Source organism: Streptomyces sp. AN091965, assembly GCF_022698285.1.
Classification (GTDB): Bacteria; Actinomycetota; Actinomycetes; order Streptomycetales; family Streptomycetaceae; genus Streptomyces.
Genome location: NZ_JALDMY010000001.1, coordinates 6,250,470 through 6,266,896, shown reverse-complemented (window position 1 = coordinate 6,266,896; position 16,427 = coordinate 6,250,470). Strand labels below are relative to the sequence as shown.

General features: G+C 71.9%; 14 protein-coding genes. 2 read left to right on the top strand and 12 right to left on the bottom strand.

The features are described 5' to 3' along the window. Nucleotides 1-57: 57 nt before the first annotated feature. The 5 genes from MQV74_RS26715 to MQV74_RS26695 all read right to left on the bottom strand — a co-directional run bounded on the left by MQV74_RS26715 (nt 58) and on the right by MQV74_RS26695 (nt 5,120). Nucleotides 58-1,017, bottom strand: coding sequence for an ABC transporter ATP-binding protein (locus tag MQV74_RS26715; RefSeq protein WP_242722404.1), 960 nt, complete (start codon nt 1,015-1,017; stop codon nt 58-60). Nucleotides 1,018-1,190: 173 nt separating this feature from the next. Further along, nucleotides 1,191-3,275 (bottom strand): hypothetical protein, encoded by a 2,085-nt coding sequence (locus tag MQV74_RS26710; RefSeq protein ID WP_242722389.1) that lies wholly within the window; start codon nt 3,273-3,275, stop codon nt 1,191-1,193. A gap of 140 nt (nt 3,276-3,415) precedes the next feature. Next, a complete protein-coding gene (locus MQV74_RS26705; RefSeq protein ID WP_242729173.1) occupies nt 3,416-3,811 on the bottom strand; it encodes a DUF6113 family protein in 396 nt (131 codons plus the stop codon). 101 nt (nt 3,812-3,912) lie between these two features. Continuing rightward, nucleotides 3,913-4,821: an N-acetyl-1-D-myo-inositol-2-amino-2-deoxy-alpha-D-glucopyranoside deacetylase gene (mshB, locus tag MQV74_RS26700; protein WP_242722386.1), complete on the bottom strand. Its 909-nt coding sequence runs from the start codon at nt 4,819-4,821 to the stop codon at nt 3,913-3,915. Between the two features lie 104 nt (nt 4,822-4,925). Next, nucleotides 4,926-5,120, bottom strand: a complete 195-nt coding sequence (locus tag MQV74_RS26695; RefSeq protein WP_138961611.1) for a hypothetical protein — start codon at nt 5,118-5,120, stop codon at nt 4,926-4,928. Between the two features lie 169 nt (nt 5,121-5,289). Here MQV74_RS26695 and MQV74_RS26690 point away from each other — a divergent pair, with 169 nt between their 5' ends. Next, nucleotides 5,290-7,530: a S9 family peptidase gene (locus tag MQV74_RS26690; RefSeq protein WP_242722372.1), complete on the top strand. Its 2,241-nt coding sequence runs from the start codon at nt 5,290-5,292 to the stop codon at nt 7,528-7,530. 194 nt (nt 7,531-7,724) lie between these two features. On the opposite strand, the gene MQV74_RS26685 is transcribed toward MQV74_RS26690, so the two are convergent. The 5 genes from MQV74_RS26685 to MQV74_RS26665 form a co-directional block, all read right to left on the bottom strand. Then, the gene (locus tag MQV74_RS26685) at nt 7,725-8,747 is read right to left on the bottom strand and encodes an ABC transporter ATP-binding protein (protein WP_242722369.1); all 1,023 of its coding nucleotides are present in this window, start codon (nt 8,745-8,747) and stop codon (nt 7,725-7,727) included. Then, nucleotides 8,740-9,792, bottom strand: coding sequence for an ABC transporter ATP-binding protein (locus MQV74_RS26680; protein WP_242722366.1), 1,053 nt, complete (start codon nt 9,790-9,792; stop codon nt 8,740-8,742). The genes MQV74_RS26685 and MQV74_RS26680 overlap by 8 nt, the downstream gene beginning before the upstream one ends. Before the next feature lie 5 nt (nt 9,793-9,797). Further along, a complete protein-coding gene (locus MQV74_RS26675; RefSeq protein ID WP_242722363.1) occupies nt 9,798-10,763 on the bottom strand; it encodes an ABC transporter permease in 966 nt (321 codons plus the stop codon). After that, nucleotides 10,756-11,679, bottom strand: a complete 924-nt coding sequence (locus tag MQV74_RS26670) for an ABC transporter permease (protein WP_242722360.1) — start codon at nt 11,677-11,679, stop codon at nt 10,756-10,758. Before MQV74_RS26670 ends, MQV74_RS26675 begins: the two co-directional genes overlap by 8 nt. A gap of 70 nt (nt 11,680-11,749) precedes the next feature. Continuing rightward, nucleotides 11,750-13,372 carry a peptide ABC transporter substrate-binding protein gene (locus MQV74_RS26665; RefSeq protein ID WP_242722357.1) on the bottom strand — a complete coding sequence of 541 codons (1,623 nt, stop codon included), beginning with the start codon at nt 13,370-13,372 and terminating at the stop codon, nt 11,750-11,752. Between the two features lie 155 nt (nt 13,373-13,527). On the opposite strand from MQV74_RS26665, the gene MQV74_RS26660 reads away from it, so the two are divergent. After that, nucleotides 13,528-14,106, top strand: coding sequence for a Uma2 family endonuclease (locus MQV74_RS26660; protein WP_242722354.1), 579 nt, complete (start codon nt 13,528-13,530; stop codon nt 14,104-14,106). Between the two features lie 114 nt (nt 14,107-14,220). On the opposite strand, the gene MQV74_RS26655 is transcribed toward MQV74_RS26660, so the two are convergent. Together MQV74_RS26655 and MQV74_RS26650 are read right to left on the bottom strand one after the other, a co-directional pair. Next, nucleotides 14,221-15,375: an ABC transporter ATP-binding protein gene (locus tag MQV74_RS26655; RefSeq protein WP_242722351.1), complete on the bottom strand. Its 1,155-nt coding sequence runs from the start codon at nt 15,373-15,375 to the stop codon at nt 14,221-14,223. Further along, nucleotides 15,368-16,420, bottom strand: a complete 1,053-nt coding sequence (locus MQV74_RS26650; protein WP_242722348.1) for an ABC transporter ATP-binding protein — start codon at nt 16,418-16,420, stop codon at nt 15,368-15,370. The genes MQV74_RS26655 and MQV74_RS26650 overlap by 8 nt, the downstream gene beginning before the upstream one ends. Nucleotides 16,421-16,427 lie beyond the last annotated feature (7 nt).

The following is a 16,427-nucleotide window of genomic DNA, read 5'->3' as shown; positions in this document are numbered from 1 at the left end:
GCGGAGTGGTACCGGTGCGCGGGGTGATGGAGGTGCGCGGAGTGGCGGAGGTGCCGGTCATGCCGTCTTCGCCTCCTCGGCCGCGGTGATCGCGACGAAGGCCTGCTCCAGGCCGAGGCCCGCGACCTCCAGGTTGCGGGGGTAGACGCCGAGGCCGTACAGCGCGTGCACGGTGGCGTCGGCGTCGGTGGACTGCAGCCGGACCGTGCGGCCGGACACGTCGAGCGCGCTGACGTGCGGCAGGCGGCGCAGCTCGGCGGTCAGCTCGGCGCCCCGCGCGGCCAGCTCCACCAGGTCGAAGCTGACCTTGCGGGCGCCCGCCCGTGCCTTGATCTCGGCGGCGGTGCCGTCGGCGAGGAGGCGGCCGCGGTGCAGCACCAGGACGCGGTCCGCGATCGCGTCGGCCTCCTCCAGGTAGTGCGTGGCGAAGAGGACCGCGCGGCCCCGGTCGGCCTGCTCCCGCATGGTCGCCCAGAACGCCTGGCGGGCGCTGACGTCCATGCCGGTGGTCGGCTCGTCGAGGACGATCAGGTCGTTGGGCCCGGCGGTCGCGAGCGCGAACCGGACGCGCTGCTCCTGGCCGCCGGAGAGCCGGTTGACCTTGCGGTCGGCGATCTGGGTGATGCCCGCGTGCGCGAGGACGTCGTTCACGCGGTACGGCCGCGGGTGCAACGCGCAGGCGAGGCGGACCAGTTCGCGCACCGAGACCTCGTCCATGAGGCCGCCGCTCTGCAGCATCGCCCCGACGCGGCCCGCGGTGATCGCCTCGCGCGGTCCGGTGCCGAACACGCTGACGGTGCCGCTGTCCGGGCGGCGCAGGCCGAGGAGCAGGTCGAGCGTGGAGGACTTGCCCGCGCCGTTCGGCCCGAGCAGCGCCACCGTCTCACCGGGCCGCAGGTCGAGGCTCAGGCCGTCGACGGCCCGTACGTCGCCGTAGGACTTGGTCACCGATTCGAACCGCACGGCACTCACCGAGGGCTCCGCGGGGCCCGCCGCGGTGGTCACTGTCGTCGTCATGTGCACCATCGTCGCTGGTCAGAGCGGTACGACGGCAGTGTCGGGTGTGGTGACATCCGCATGACAGATGTCATGCGGACGAGCTGACCGAGGGCTGCGGGCACCCACGCGGGCAGACGAAGGCGCCGGGCGGGACCAGTGACTGGTCCCGCCCGGCGCCGGTGCGGCAGCGGCTAGCTCGCGTTGGTCTCGATCACGCCGATCCGCTCCGCGGGCGTCTTGCCGCGCAGCGCCTTGCCCATGGCCTGGGCGACGTCCGTCGGCTGGACCGGCGTCTTCTCGCCGTTGCCGCGCTGGATCAGGACGCCGTCGAAGGTGCTGCCGTAGAGGGCCTTGAGCGCCTTGAGGTCGTACGTCTCGACGAGCTTGCCGTCCACGACCTTCACGCCGAGGATCTGCGGCAGCGACCGCGCGGGGCCGAGCGGGATGCCACCGCCGGCGCCCGCCTTGATCGTGACGTTGGCGGACATGGCGGGCTTGGCGAACTCCCGCATGAACCGGTCGACCTCGGCGTCGGAGACCGTCGGCTTGCGGTTCGTGACGGGCACCGCCACGCTGCCCGCGCTGCCGGTCTCGACCTGCTTCTTGTACGCCTCCGCGACCGCGCCCGAGGCCTTCTCCGCGTCGATGCCCTTGCCCGCCCTGCCGTGGACCGCGACGGCCTTGCCGGGCACGAACTTGACCGTGCCCTCCTTGGCGGTGCCGGAGCCGGCGCCCGTGGCGCGCTCCAGGGCGGCCGCCAGCTTCTCCTCGTCGACGGGCATCTCCGGCTCGACGACGCGCTCGCCGCCGAACAGGCCGCCGATCACCGACACGGGGTTGTAGTCGCTGCCCGCGGCGGAGCGGACCGTGGCCTGGCTGTCGAGGGTGAGCCCGGCCTGGTCCGGCTTGAGGGTGAGCGTGTCGCCGCCGACCGTCAGCTTGAGCGGCTTGTTGACGCGCTCGCCGAGCGCCGCGTCGAGCTTCTTGACGGCCTCGTCGCGGGTGCCGCCGCCGATGTCGACGCCGAGGACCGTGGTGCCCTTGGGTACGTCGGCGTGGTTCATCAGGAGGCCCGCGCCGTACGCGCCGCAGCCGATGACCACGACGAGCCCGGCGAGCATGACCAGCTTGCTGCGGCCCTTCTTCTTCGCCTTCTTGGCCGCCGGGGCGGCCGGGGCCTTCTGCTGCGCGGGCTCGGGCAGCTTGGGCGGCGTGTGCGGCAGCGGCCCGTCGGGGGCGCCGGGCGCGAACGGCCCGTTCTGGGCGGGCGGGACGACCGGGATGCCGCTGTTGAGCGTGTCACCGGAGACGTTTCCTCCCGGCACTCCGGGCGCTCCGGGGACGCCCGTCCCACCCGGACCCCCGGGGACGCCGGCGGCGGGCGGCCGGATGCCGCCGGGGCCGCCCGCGCCGGGCACGGGCTTCTGCGGCGTGAGGATCGCGGTGTCGTCGCTGAGGCGGCCGGGGCCGCCGGGGCCGCCGGGACCTGCGGGGCCGCCCGCGAACGGGTCGGTGCCGGTCCCGTAGGGGTCGGGCCCCGCCGCGTACGGGTCGGGCTCGGCCGCGGGCTCCGGCGTCAGCATCGGGCCGTCCCCGGTCACCGGTCCCCCGGTGGGCCCGGCGGGCCGGTCGTCGCCGGGGAAGTACGGGAGGTCGTCGCGCCGCGGCTCCCCGCCGGAGCCGAGCGGTCCGGCCGCCACGGCGGCGGACACGTCGTAGCCACCCGTGCCGGAGTCACCCGAACCGGTGCCCGAAGAGGGAGCAGGGCTCGCCGGAGTGGACGGACCCTTGGCCGGGGTCTTGCGCGGTGCGAACCAGTCGCTCGCGGGCTCCCCGCCCTCATCGCCGGAAGCGGAACCTCCGGTGGGCCCCGCGGACGCCTGCGGAGCCGCGCCGCCGTTCAGGGCCCCGCCGGGGGCGGGGGCGGGCGCGCCGGGGCCGGGCAGCGCCGAGGCGGCACCCGTACCGGAGCCGGTGTCGTCCGGGGCGTGGGGTTCCGTGCCTCTGTCACCGTCGGCGTCCCCGACCGGCGTGCGCATCACGACGGGCGGGATGGGCCGCGATCCGGGGATGTTGATCCGGATCCGGGTGGTCAGCGTGGTCTCGGTCTTCGGTTCGCCGGACCGCCGGTCGCCGGGCCCCAGCCCGGCGCCGTCCGCTGCGCCGTCCGGGCCGGCGCCCTGAGCGGGCGATCCGTACGGCGGCGTCCCCGACGGATACGCGGCTCCCGCGCGCCCGTGGGGACCGGAGGACGAACTGTCAGTTTCACGACTCAAGGCAGGTTCTCCTGGTTGGCTCCGCCGCCCGTCTCGACCACTCGGGCGGCTCGGCGGCGCGCACCACCATACTGGCCGCCGTCGGCAGGCATCCCGTGACCGGCGTCAAACCCCTGCCGGGGACGGGCTCAAGTGGTACGTCACTTGCCAAGTCGGGCGTCGGACGCGCCTGGTTGCGGCCGCTGTCCGAGCGTGGCACACATCACAGCCACGCCCATGCCGCCGAGCAGGAAGACGTACGACCCGAGCCCGGCGCCGAACACGAAGTCGCCCTCCGGGCGGGTCGCCGTGAGCAGCATGACGGCGGCGAGCCACCCTCCGGCGGGCGCGAGGGCCCCGGCTCTGGTGCCGGTGGCGGTGGCGCCGCCGTAGAAGGCACCGGCGGCTCCGGCGAGCGCGAGCAGCAAACCGCCCGGGAACCAGCCCTGTTGGACGAGCGCCCCCGCGACCCCGACGAACGCGCCGAGCAGGAAGAGCGCGACGTACGCCACCAGGCGTGCGGCGTTCAGCGGCTGGGCGAGGAAGCTGCCGGGCACGGCGGCGGCCGCCGCGCCGGAGCCCGCGGCCGGGGACGGCTTCGCGGCCTTGGCGGACGGCTTCGCGGCCTTGGCCGACGACGAGGCCTTGGATCGCGTACTCACTGGTCCGCCCCTTCCGTGCCGAGCCCGGCGAACAGGTCGGTCTCGCGCGCGCCGGGCGCCGCCCCCGACTCGCCCCGTACGAGCTCGTAGTACTCGGTGTCGAAGATGGGCTGGGCCAGGCCGTTCGACAGGGCGAACAGCGGCTCGCTCACGTCGATCTGCGTGGCGTGGGCCCGCATGGCCGCGGCCTTGGCGGCGGCGAAGGCGGGCCCGCCGGTCTCCGCGGTGATCCGCTCGTCGTCCGTCACGCCGGGCACGTCGGCCAGGGAGGCGACGGCCGTGAAGGGCGTGCCGGGGAGAGCGTCCGGGAGGCCTCTGAAGCGCTCCTCGACCACCGAGCGCGGCGCGCGGTTCCAGTAGACCTTGGCGATCGCGTGCGGCGCGCCCAGGTCGGTGCGGAAGCCGGGCTCGCCCGCCAGGTCCGCGGCGCGCATGGCGACGCGGTGGGCCTGGATGTGGTCGGGGTGGCCGTAGCCGCCGTCGGGGTCGTAGGTGACGAGCACCTGCGGCCGCACCTCGCGGATCACCGCGACGAGGTGCGCGGCGGCCTCGTCCGGGTCGGCGGCCCAGAAGGCGCCGGGGCGGTGGTTCTGTTCGAGGCCCATCATCCCGGAGTCGCGGTAGCGCCCCGCGCCGCCGAGGAAGCGGTGGTCGCCGACGCCGAGCTCCTTCATCGCGGCGGCCAGCTCACCGACGCGGTACGCGCCGAGCGCGTCCTCGCGGTCGGGGGCGAGGTGCGCGAGCTCCGGCGGGATGACCTCGCCCTCCTCGCCGAGCGTGCAGGTCACCAACGTGACACGGGCACCGGCGGCCGCGTACGCGGCCATCGTCGCGCCGTTGTTGATCGACTCGTCGTCGGGGTGCGCGTGCACGAGCAGCAGGCGCCGGGCGGGCAGTTCCGTCATGGGAACAGCCTACGAGCCCGGCGCACCCGCCCGGCGCGCAAGCCGCACGTCCGCTCCTGTCGCGCCGGTTCCACCGGCGGGACAGGGGCGGCGGTGACGCTTGTCTACGGGTCGATGTCCTCGAGCACGCCCGCCAGGTTCGTCGACAGCTCGTCGATGGTCGGCGCCACGGACGAACTGGCCAGGTAGAACCCGAGCAGGACGCAGACGATCGCGTGGATCGTCTTGAGCCCCTGCTTCCGCACCAACATGACCACGATGATGGCCAGCAACAGCACCACCGAGACCGACAGCACCACGCCGGTTCACCTCCCACTTCCCCGAGCCTCACCCCTGCCTCGCCGGCGGAGTCCTCCACCCGTGCCAGCAAGGTCCTACCCACCACGCGCTACGGATCATAACTATCCGTGGAATCACATGAGTCGGAGCACCGAAACACAGGGGGCGCATCCCACTTAGGCTCGGGGGATGACCACCCAGAACCCCGAGACCGCCGAGAATTCCGAGACGCCCGAGCACGCCGGTACTCCGCCCGGCGCCGCGGCGCCGGAGCGCACGGACCCCTCCGACACCGCGGCGCGGCAGCCGTCCTTCCCGCGCCTGCACGCCCGTACGCAGCGCTTCTCCCTCGGGACGCCGCGCGCGTTCACCGTCGCGCCCGACGGCTCCCGCGTCGTCTTCCTGCGCTCCGCGTCCGGCACGGACCGGGCGAACCAGCTGTGGGTCCTCGACCTCGCCACGGACGGGTCCCCCGTGGAGCGCGTGGCCGCCGACCCGCAGGCCCTGCTCGGCGGGTCCGCGGAGCAGCTCTCCGCGGCCGAGCGGGCGCGCCGCGAGCGCAGCCGCGAGGGCGGCGCCGGGATCGTCGGGTACGCCACGGATGCGGCGGCCGAGCTGGCGGCGTTCGCCCTCTCGGGCCGCCTCTTCGCCGCGGAGCTGCGCGCGGGCACCGCGCGCGAGCTGCCCGCGCCCGCCCCGGTGATCGACCCGCGCCCCTCGCCGGACGGGCGGCACATCGCGTACGTGGCCGGGGGCGCGCTGCGCGTCACGGCTGCCGACGGCGGCGCGGACCGGGCCCTCGCGGAGCCCGACGGCGACGGGGCGGGCACGGTGACGTACGGGCTCGCGGAGTTCATCGCGGCCGAGGAGATGCAGCGCTTCCGGGGCTTCTGGTGGTCGCCGGAGTCCGACCGGCTCCTGGTCGCGCGGGTCGACGACGCCCCGGTGCGGCGCTGGTGGATCGCCGACCCCGCGCACCCGGAGCGGGAGCCGGAGCAGGTCGCCTACCCCGCGGCGGGCACGCCCAACGCGGAGGTGCGGCTCTTCGTGATCGGCCTCGACGGCACCCGCACGGAGGTCGTCTGGGACCGCGGGCGCTATCCGTACCTGGCCCGCGTGCACTGGTCGGCGAGCGGTGCGCCGCTGCTGCTCGTGCAGGCCCGCGACCAGCGCAGCGCGCTGTATCTGGCCGTGGACCCCGACACCGGGACGACGCGGATGGTGCACGCCGACGAGGACGACGACTGGCTCGAACTGTTCCCCGGTGTCCCCTGCTGGTCGCCCAGCGGGCAGCTCGTGCGGATCGCCGACGAGGGCGGCGCGCGCGTCCTCGCGGTCGGCGAGCGGCCGTTGACGGGGCCGCAGCTGCACGTCCGCGCCGTGCTCGACGTGACCGACGACTCGGTCCTGGTCTCGGCTTCCGCGGGCGAGGCCGCCACCGACCCGGCCCTCGGCGAGGTGCACGTCTACCGCGTCAACGAACTCGGCGTGGAGCGGGTCTCGCAGGAGCCCGGGGTGCACTCGGCGGTGCGGGCGGGCGACGTCACCGTGCTGGTTTCGGCCACGCTCGACCACGCCGGCTCACGGGTCCGCGTCCTGCGCGAGGGCAAGCAGGTGGCCACCGTCGTCTCACACGCGCAGCAGCCGGGGCTCATCCCGCGCGTGACGCTCACCGAAGGGGGCGCACGGCGGATTCCGTGCGCCGTCCTGCTTCCGACGGGGTACGACCCCTCCTCCGGAGTACGGCTTCCCGTCCTCATGGATCCGTACGGCGGGCCGCACGCCCAGCGGGTGCTCAGCTCGCGGAACGTCTTCCTGACCTCGCAGTGGTTCGCCGACCAGGGCTTCGCGGTCGTCGTCGCCGACGGGCGCGGTACGCCGGGGCGCTCGCCCGCCTGGGAGAAGGCCGTCAAGGGCGATCTGACCCGCACCCTCGACGACCAGGTGGAGGCCCTGCACGCCCTCGCCGAGCGCTTCCCGCTCGACCTGGACCGCGTCGCCATCCGCGGCTGGTCCTTCGGCGGCTACCTCTCGGCGATGGCGGTCCTGCGCCGCCCCGACGTCTTCCACGCGGCGGTGGCCGGGGCGCCGGTGACGGACCTGCGCCTGTACGACACGCACTACCAGGAGCGCTACCTCGGCGACCCGGGCACCTCGCCCGAGGCCTACCGCACCAGCTCCCTCGTCGCCGACGACGGGCTCGTCGACCCCGCCGAGCCGCACCGGCCGATGCTCGTCATCCACGGCCTCGCCGACGACAACGTGGTCGTCGCGCACGCGCTGCGGCTCTCCTCCGCGCTGCTCGCGGCCGGGCGCCCGCACGAGGTGCTGCCCCTCTCCGGGGTCACGCACATGACGCCCCAGGAGCAGGTCGCGGAGAACCTCCTGCTGCTCCAGGTCGACTTCCTGAAGCGCTCCCTCGGCCTGTAGGCCGTGACGACCGGCCGGGGCCACATGGCATGCCCCGGCCGGTCCAACGGCACCCGCACGGCCGTACGCCCCCAGCCTGGCGCGCTCTCTTTACCTCCTGGGGTCACCCACGTTGCCGCCCTGTTACCGCCCACGTGGGGCGCCGAGGAGCGGGGGTCTGGGGGCGGAGCCCCCAGGACCGGGACGGGGCGGGCCTACGGCACCACGTGTTTCTCCTCCGCGAAGTGGCAGGCCGAGTCATGCGCGGCCGGCCCCGTGGCCAGGCGGAACTCCGCGGGGACGGCGAGCGCCGGGACCTCCAGGGCGCAGCGCTCCCGGGCCTTCCAGCAGCGCGTGCGGAACCGGCACCCCGAGGGCGGGTTCGCGGGCGAGGGCACGTCCCCGCTGAGGATGACGCGCTCGCGGTGCTCCCGGGCCCGCGGATCGGGCACGGGCACGGCGGAGAGCAGCGCCTGCGTATAGGGGTGCGTCGGATGCTCGTAGATCTCCGCGTCCGTGCCGACCTCGACGATCCGCCCCAGGTACATGACCCCGACCCGGTCGGAGATGTGCCGCACGATCGACAGGTCGTGGGCGATGAAGACGTAGGAGAGCTCGAACTCGCTCTGCAGCCGCTCCAGGAGGTTCACGACCTGCGCCTGCACGGAGACGTCGAGCGCGGAGACGGGCTCGTCGGCGACGATGACCTCCGGGCGGAGGGCGAGCCCGCGCGCGATGCCGATGCGCTGGCGCTGTCCGCCGGAGAACTGGTGGGGGTAGCGGTTGATGTACTCGGGGTTGAGCCCGACCACGTCGAGGAGGTCCTGGACCTTCTTGCGGCGCGAGCCCTTCGGCGCGACCTCCGGATGGATCTCGTAGGGCTCGCCGATGATGTCGCCGACGGTCATGCGGGGGTTCAGGGACGTGTAGGGGTCCTGGAACACCATCTGGATGTTCCGGCGGACGGCCTTCAGGGCCCGGCCCGAGAGCCCGGCGATGTCCTCGCCCTTGAAGCGGATCTCCCCCGCCGTCGGCCGCTCCAGATTGACGAGCATCTTGGCGACGGTGGACTTCCCGCAGCCGGACTCCCCCACGATGCCGAGGGTTTCGCCGCGCCGCAGGTCGAAGTCCACGCCGTCGACGGCCTTGACGGCACCGACCTGCTTCTTCAGCACGATCCCCCGGGTGAGCGGGTAGTGCTTGACGAGTCCGCGTACTTCCAGAATGGGCTCAGCCACGGAGGCACTCCTTCCAGAAGTGGCAGGCGCTGCGCCGCTCCCCCACGAGCCCCTCGTACGTGACCGGGGCGAGCGGCGGTTCGTCGGTGCGGCACACGTCCTGGGCCATGGGGCAGCGCGGGTTGAAGGCGCAGCCGGGCGGGATGTTCGTGAGGTTGGGCGGCAGGCCCTTGATGGCGTAGAGGTCCTGGCCCTTCTGGTCGAGGCGCGGGATCGAGTCGAGGAGGCCGCGCGTGTAGGGGTGCGCGGGCGCCTTGTAGATCTCGTGGACGGGGGCCTTCTCGACGATGCGGCCCGCGTACATGACGGCGATGGTGTCGGCGACGTCGGCGACCACGCCCAGGTCGTGGGTGATGAGGATCAGGCCCATGTTCAGCTCGCGCTGAAGCTCCGCGAGGAGGTCCATCACCTGGGCCTGGACGGTGACGTCGAGGGCGGTCGTCGGCTCGTCGGCGATGATCAGCGCAGGTTCGAGGGCCATCGCCATGGCGATCATGATGCGCTGGCGCATGCCGCCGCTGAACTGGTGCGGATACTGCCCGACGCGCTCCCTGGCGGCGGGGATGCGCACGCGGTCCATCAGCTCGACGGCCTTGGCGCGGGCGTCCTTGCGGGACATGCCCCGGTGGACGACGAACATCTCGCCGAGCTGGTCGCCGACGCTGAGCACGGGGTTCAGGGAGCTGAGCGCGTCCTGGAAGATCATGGCCATGCCCGCGCCGCGCACCTTGCGCCGCTCATCCTCCTTGAGCTTCAGCAGGTCCCGGCCCTGGAAGAGGATCTCGCCGCCGCTGATGCGGCCGGGCGGCATGTCGAGGATGCCCATGATCGCCTGCGCGGTCACGGACTTGCCGGAGCCCGACTCGCCGAGCACGGCGAGCGTCTCGCCCGCCGCGACGGCGTAGTCGACGCCGTTGACGGCCTTGGCCACACCCTCGCGGGTGCGGAACTCCACGTGCAGGTCGCGCACTTCGAGCAGCTTGGCCGGTGGGGCGGCCGCCGCAGACGCGGCCGCTGCGGACTCCGGGGGTGCCGTGGGTGCCATGGCGCCTACCTCAGCTTCGGGTCGAGGGCGTCGCGCACCGCGTCGCCGAGCATGATGAACGCGAGCACGGTGACGGCGAGGGCCCCGGCGGGCCACAGCAGCATGTGCGGGGCGTTGCGGACGTAGGCGGACGCCGCCGAGATGTCGATGCCCCAGCTGACCGTCGGCGGCTTCAGACCGACGCCCAGGTACGAGAGCGTGGCCTCCAGGGCGATGTACGTACCGAGCGCGATGGTGGCGACGACGATGACCGGCGCGACCGCGTTGGGCGCGATGTGGCGCAGCAGCATCCGCGTGTTGGAGGCGCCGAGGGCGCGGGCCGCCTGGACGTAGTCGTTCTGCTTGGCGGTGATCACCGAGCCGCGGGCGATGCGGGAGATCTGCGGCCAGCCGAGCAGCACCATGAAGCCGATGACGGGCCAGACGGTGCTGGAGGTGACCACGGACAGCAGCACGAGACCGCCGAGCACCACCGGGATGGCGAAGAAGATGTCGGTGATGCGGGAGAGGACCGCGTCCCACGCGCCGCCGAAGAACCCGGCGAGGCCGCCGAGCACGCTGCCGAGGAACGCCACGCCGAGGGTGGCGCACACGCCGACGGTGACCGAGGCGCGGGCCCCGTAGACGGTCCTGGTGTAGACGTCGCAGCCCTGGCCGTCGAAGCCGAAGGGGTGTCCCGGCGAGGAGCTCTTCTGGGCGTTGGCCAGATCGCAGTCCAGCGGGTCACCGGAGGCGATCGCGGAGGGCCACAGGGAGATGAAGACGAGGAAGAGGATGATCAGGCCCGAGACGATGAAGACGGGGTTGCGGCGCAGGTCGTGCCAGGCGTCGGACCACAGGCTGCGCACGGGCGCGGTGGGCCCGCCCGGGCCGCCGGGGGCGAGCGTCGTCGCCTCGCTGGCGGCGAGGTCCATCGCGCCGCCCGCGCCGGTCCCCGCGATGGCGCCTTCGGGCTCCTGGGGTTCAGGCATAGCGGATCCTCGGGTCGAGTACGGCGTACAGGAGGTCGACGATGAGGTTGGCGACCAGGAAGACGAGGACGAGCACGGTCACGAAGCCGACGACGGTCTGGGTGCTCTGCCGCAGGATGCCCTGGTAGAGCTGGAAGCCGACGCCGTGGATGTTGAAGATGCGCTCGGTGACGATCGCGCCGCCCATGAGCGCGCCCACGTCGGTGCCGATGAACGTGACGACGGGGATGAGGGAGTTGCGCAGCAGGTGCCGCAGGACGACGCGGCGCCGGGGCAGGCCCTTGGCGACGGCGGTGCGGACGTAGTCGGCGCGGCGGTTCTCGGCGATGGACGTCCGGGTGAGGCGGGTGACGTAGGCGAGCGAGACGGAGGCGAGCACGAGCCCCGGCACGATCAGCTCGTCCACGGTCGCCTCGGACGACACCGACGGTTTGATCACGCCCCACTCCACGCCGAGCAGCAGCTGGAGCAGCAGACCGGTGACGAACGTCGGCACCGAGATCACGACCAGGGTGAGGATCAGCACCGTGGTGTCGATGGGCCTGCCGCGCCGCAGGCCGGTCAGCACGCCCAGGCTGATGCCGATGACGATCTCGAAGACGATGGCGACGAGCGTGAGCCGGACGGTGACGGGGAACGCGGTCCCCATCAGCTCGGTGACCTTCTGCCCGTTGAAGGCGGTGCCGAAGTCGCCGGTGAAGACGTTGCCCATGTAGGTCACGTACTGCTGCCAGACGGGCTTATCGAGGCCGAACTCCTTCTTCAGCTGGGCGGCCGTCGCGGGGTCGCACTTGCGGTCGCCGCACAGGCCCGCGATGGGGTCGCCCATCACGTTCACCATCAGGAAGATCAGCAGGGTGGCGCCGAAGAAGACCGGGATCATCTGCAGCAGGCGCCGGATCACATATCGCCCCATGGGCTGGCTCCGGAGGTAGGGGGAGCGGCCGCCCCGGTGTCCTGGGGACCGGACGGCCGCTCCGCGCGGCTCAGTTGACCTTGATCTCCGCGTACACGGGCACGCTGAACTGGTTCAGCGACACGTCCGAGACCCGGTCCGAGTAGCCGGCGCTGCCGTTCTGGTACCAGAGCGGGATCGCCGCCATGTCCTTGGCGAGCACCTTCTCCGCGTCCTGGAAGGTGGAGACGGCCTTGCCGGTGTCGGTCTCGGCGTTGGCCTTGTCGACGAGCTCGTCGAACTCCTTGCTGTTGTACTTGCCGTCGTTGGACGGGGCGTCGGTGTAGTACACCGGCTGGAGGAAGTTCTGGATCAGCGGGTAGTCCATCTGCCAGCCCGCGCGCCAGGCGCCGTCGAGCTTCTGCTGCGAGGCCTGGCTGCGGAAGTCGGCGAAGGTGCCGATGGAGTTGCCGACGCAGGACCTGTTGTTGCCCAGGGCCTTGTTGATGGAGTTGCACACGGCGTCGACCCACTCCTTGTGGGAGCCGGTGTCCGCGTTGTACGAGATCTTCAGGGTGCCGCCGGGGATGCCGCCGCCCTCCTCGACGAGCTTCTTGGCCTGCGCGGCGTCGTACTCGCAGGCGTCGCCGCAGACGCTGTCGCTGTAGCCGCCGTCCTCGCCGAGCACGGGCGAGGTCCAGTCCTTGGCGGGCGTCCGCGTCTTCTGGAAGATCGTCTCGGTGATCTGCTCGCGGTTGATGGCCATGGAGAGGCCCTTGCGGACCTTCTCCATCCCGGGCTTGTTCCACTTGCTGTCGTAGAGGGCGAAGGACAGCGTCTGGATGATGCCGGCGGGAGTGTTGATGTAGCGGTCGCCGAGGTCGTTCTTCACGTTCCTGAGCTGGGCTGCCGGCACGTCGTCGACGAGGTCGAGGTTCCCGGCCATCAGGTCGTTGTAGGCGATGTTGTTGTCGGTGTAGACCTTGAGGTCCACGCCGCCGTTCTGCGCCTTGTCGTCGCCGCTGTAGTCGTCCCACTTCCTGAGCTCCATCTTGGAGCCCTTCTGGTACGACTTGATGCTGTACGGGCCGTTGCCGACGGGCTTGGCGAGCCAGGCCGCGCGGTCGTCGAAGAAGGCCTTGGGCAGGGGCGCGAAGGCCGGGTAGCCGAGGGTCTCGGGCCAGGTGGAGAACTTCTGCGAGAGCTTGACGGTGAAGGTCCGCGCGTCGACGACCTTCAGGCCGGACAGGGTGTCCGCGCTCGGGTCGCCCTTCTCCGGGTGGACCTTGTCGTAGCCCTCGATGTAGCCGAAGAAGTAGGAGCCCTTCTGGTTGTTCTTGAGGTGGGCCCCGTAGTTCCAGGCGTCCACGAACGACTTCGAGGTGACGGCCTCGCCGTTGCTGAACTTCCACCCGTCCTTGACCTTGACGGTGTAGGTCTGCGAGTCCTTCGTCTCGATGGACTCCGCGACCATGTCCTTGGCCTCGCCGGTCTTCGGGTCGTACCGCTTGAGGCCCCGGAAGATCATGTCGAGGACCTTGCCGCCCTGCACCTCGTTGGTGTTGGCGGGCTCCAGCGGGTTCTGCGGATCGCCCCAGGAGGAGCCCACCACCCCGGAGCCGTCGCCGCCGCCGCTCCCACCACCACAGGCTGTCGCCGCGAGCGCGACCGCCGCCGCACAAGCGGCCCACTTGGCGTGCGTGGCTCCACGCATGAACTGCCTCCTCGCCTCCGCCGCGCGCCTGCCGCGCGCACTATCGCCAATATCGCGTTATAGGGCGCAAGCAGCACATTTAGCCCGGCCGTATGAGGGAGGAGGCCCTCCGGATGTACGTACGCCACGCCCGGAGGCCTCGCTACGCTGCCTTTATGGACTACGCCAAGATGCGCGCGATCGCCGAGGAGCTGGGCGCCTACGCCGAGCGCCTCGAAGGGACGTGGAGCGTCGAGATCGGCCCCTCGGGTCCGATACTGGCCATGATGTGCCCGTCGAAGCGCCATGAGGGCACGGTCCGCCGCGTCTGCCAGCAATTGGACGCACAGCTCCCCGCCACCCACCCCGGCTACATCTGCGCGAACGGCCCCGAGATCGAGCACCCGTCCCTCGGCCGCATGCGACGCCCGGACGCCGTGGTGATCCCGGAGGCGGTGCTCGACGAGGACGGTCTCGCCGTGGACGCCACGCAGGTCCTCGCCGCCATCGAGATCGTGTCACCGTCCAACCCCGAGAACGACTACAACGCGAAGCTCAGCGAGTATCCGGCCATGGGCATCGAGCACTATCTGATCGTCGACCCCAGGAAGGGCACCATCGAAGTGCACACCGAGCCGTGCGGGAACGGCTACCGAAAGAAGGAGCCCTACATCTACGGCGACCGGGTTTCCCTGGGGCCGTGGGCCCTGGACACCTCGGACTTCCGCCGCTATGCCAGGCCCGGGCAGGGCTGAGTCACCGGTCACAGGGGCCGGGCGCCGTAGGGCGGGCTGCCGCGCGGCCCCCCGCACACGCGTGTGCCCCGCCGGGCTCAGGGCCCGGCGGGGCACAGGGACGGGGGCGCGGTGCTAGGCCGCGTGCACCACGTCCTTCTCCTCCGCGAAGTGGCACGCCGACTCGTGGGCGGCCGGGGTGTCCGCGTCCTTGAAGCGCTCGGGGATCGCGAGCAGCGGGATCTCCTCGGCGCACTTGTCCTGCGCCTTCCAGCAGCGGGTGCGGAAGCGGCAGCCCGAGGGCGGGTTGGCCGGGGACGGGACGTCACCGGTGAGGATGATGCGCTCGCGGCCCTCGCGGGCCTCCGGGTCGGGGACCGGGACGGCCGAGAGGAGCGCCTGCGTGTACGGGTGCGTCGGGTGGTCGTAGATCTGCTCGTCGGAGCCGATCTCGGCCATCTTGCCGAGGTACATCACGCCCACGCGGTCCGAGATGTGCCGGACGATCGACAGGTCGTGCGCGATGAAGACGTAGGACAGGTTGAACTCGTCCTGGAGCTTCTCCATCAGGTTGATGACCTGGGCCTGGACGGACACGTCCAGGGCCGAGACCGGCTCGTCGCAGATGATGATCTCGGGGTTGAGGGCCAGGCCGCGGGCGATGCCGATGCGCTGGCGCTGACCGCCCGAGAACTGGTGCGGGTAGCGGTTGATGTACTCGGGGTTGAGCCCGACAACGTCCAGGAGCTCCTGGACCCGGCGGCGGCGGTCGCCCTTCGGCGCCACCTCGGGGTGGATCTCGAAGGGCTCCCCGATGATGTCGCCCACCGTCATGCGCGGGTTGAGCGAGGTGTACGGGTCCTGGAACACCATCTGGATGTTGCGGCGCACGGCCTTCAGGGCGCGGCCGGACAGCTTGGTGATGTCCTGGCCCTTGTAGAAGACCTCGCCCGCGGTGGCCCGCTCCAGGGTCATGAGCAGCTTCGCGACCGTGGACTTGCCGCAGCCGGACTCGCCCACGATGCCGAGCGTCTCGCCCTGGTAGAGGTCGAAGGAGATGCCGTCGACCGCCTTCACCGCGCCGATCTGGCGCTTGATGAGGATGCCCTGGGTCAGCGGGAAGTGCTTCACCAGATTGCGGACCTGGAGGATCGGCTCGCCGCGCTCGACGGGGGCCTCGATGGCCGCGACGGCCTCCTCGGGCGTCGCCGCGTCGACCGTTTCGACCTCGGTGACGTTCGGCGTGGCGTCGGTGACGTCCGGGGCGTCCTTCTTGAGGTTCTCAGCCATGGATCGTCTCCTTCCAGAAGTGGCACGCGCTGCCGCGGCCGACGAGCTCCCCGCCGTCCCGCTCCGTGACCGGGGCGAGCCCCGGGATCTCGGTGCGGCAGATGTCCTGCGCCTTCGGGCAGCGCGGGTTGAACGCGCAACCCGAGGGGATCTTCAGGAGGTTGGGCGGCAGCCCCTTGATCGCGTACAGCTCCTGGCCCTTCTGGTCCAGGCGCGGGATCGAGTCCAGCAGACCTCGCGTGTACGGGTGCGCGGGGCGCTTGTACAGCTCGTGCACCGGTGCCGTCTCCACGATCCGGCCCGCGTACATGACGGCGATCTTGTCCGCCACGTCCGCGACCACGCCGAGGTCGTGGGTGATCAGGATCAGGCCCATATTGTACTCGCGCTGCAGCTCCGCGAGCAGGTCCATGACCTGCGCCTGGACCGTCACGTCGAGGGCCGTGGTGGGCTCGTCGGCGATGATCAGGTCCGGCTCCAGGGCGAGCGCCATCGCGATCATGATGCGCTGGCGCATACCGCCCGAGAACTGGTGCGGGTAGTCGTCCACCCGCTCCTTGGCGGCCGGGATCTTGACCTTGTCCATCAGCTCGACGGCCTTGGCCTTGGCTTCCTTGCGGCTGGCGCCCTGGTGCACCCGGAACATCTCGCCGAGCTGGTAGCCCACGCTGAGCACCGGGTTCAGGGAGCTGAGCGCGTCCTGGAAGATCATCGCGATCTTGCGGCCGCGGATCTTCCGGCGCTCCTCGTTGGACATCTTCAGCATGTCCTGGCCGCGGAAGAGGACCTCGCCCTGCGGAATGCGACCCGGCGGCATGTCGAGGATGCCCATGATCGCCTGCGCGGTCACGGACTTGCCGGAGCCCGACTCGCCGAGCACGGCGAGCGTCTCGCCGGCCTCGACGGTGTAGTTGACGCCGTTGACGGCCTTGGCCACACCCTCGCGGGTGTGGAACTCGACGTGCAGGTCCCTGACTTCGAGGAGCGGCGCGGTCTCGCCGCTCCGCGGGGCGGGCACGTCCGCCTGCTTTTCGATGGTGGTCACGTACGCC

Bases quoted from the DNA above. Each gene is read 5' to 3' on its own strand.
- mshB (WP_242722386.1), bottom strand. From the start codon at position 4,821: ATGACGGAACTGCCCGCCCGGCGCCTGCTGCTCGTGCACGCGCACCCC.
- MQV74_RS26660 (WP_242722354.1), top strand. From the start codon at position 13,528: ATGGACTACGCCAAGATGCGCGCGATCGCCGAGGAGCTGGGCGCCTAC.
- MQV74_RS26670 (WP_242722360.1), bottom strand. From the start codon at position 11,679: ATGGGGCGATATGTGATCCGGCGCCTGCTGCAGATGATCCCGGTCTTC.
- MQV74_RS26680 (WP_242722366.1), bottom strand. From the start codon at position 9,792: ATGGCACCCACGGCACCCCCGGAGTCCGCAGCGGCCGCGTCTGCGGCG.
- MQV74_RS26675 (WP_242722363.1), bottom strand. From the start codon at position 10,763: ATGCCTGAACCCCAGGAGCCCGAAGGCGCCATCGCGGGGACCGGCGCG.
- MQV74_RS26655 (WP_242722351.1), bottom strand. From the start codon at position 15,375: ATGGCTGAGAACCTCAAGAAGGACGCCCCGGACGTCACCGACGCCACG.
- MQV74_RS26690 (WP_242722372.1), top strand. From the start codon at position 5,290: ATGACCACCCAGAACCCCGAGACCGCCGAGAATTCCGAGACGCCCGAG.
- MQV74_RS26665 (WP_242722357.1), bottom strand. From the start codon at position 13,372: ATGCGTGGAGCCACGCACGCCAAGTGGGCCGCTTGTGCGGCGGCGGTC.
- MQV74_RS26715 (WP_242722404.1), bottom strand. From the start codon at position 1,017: ATGACGACGACAGTGACCACCGCGGCGGGCCCCGCGGAGCCCTCGGTG.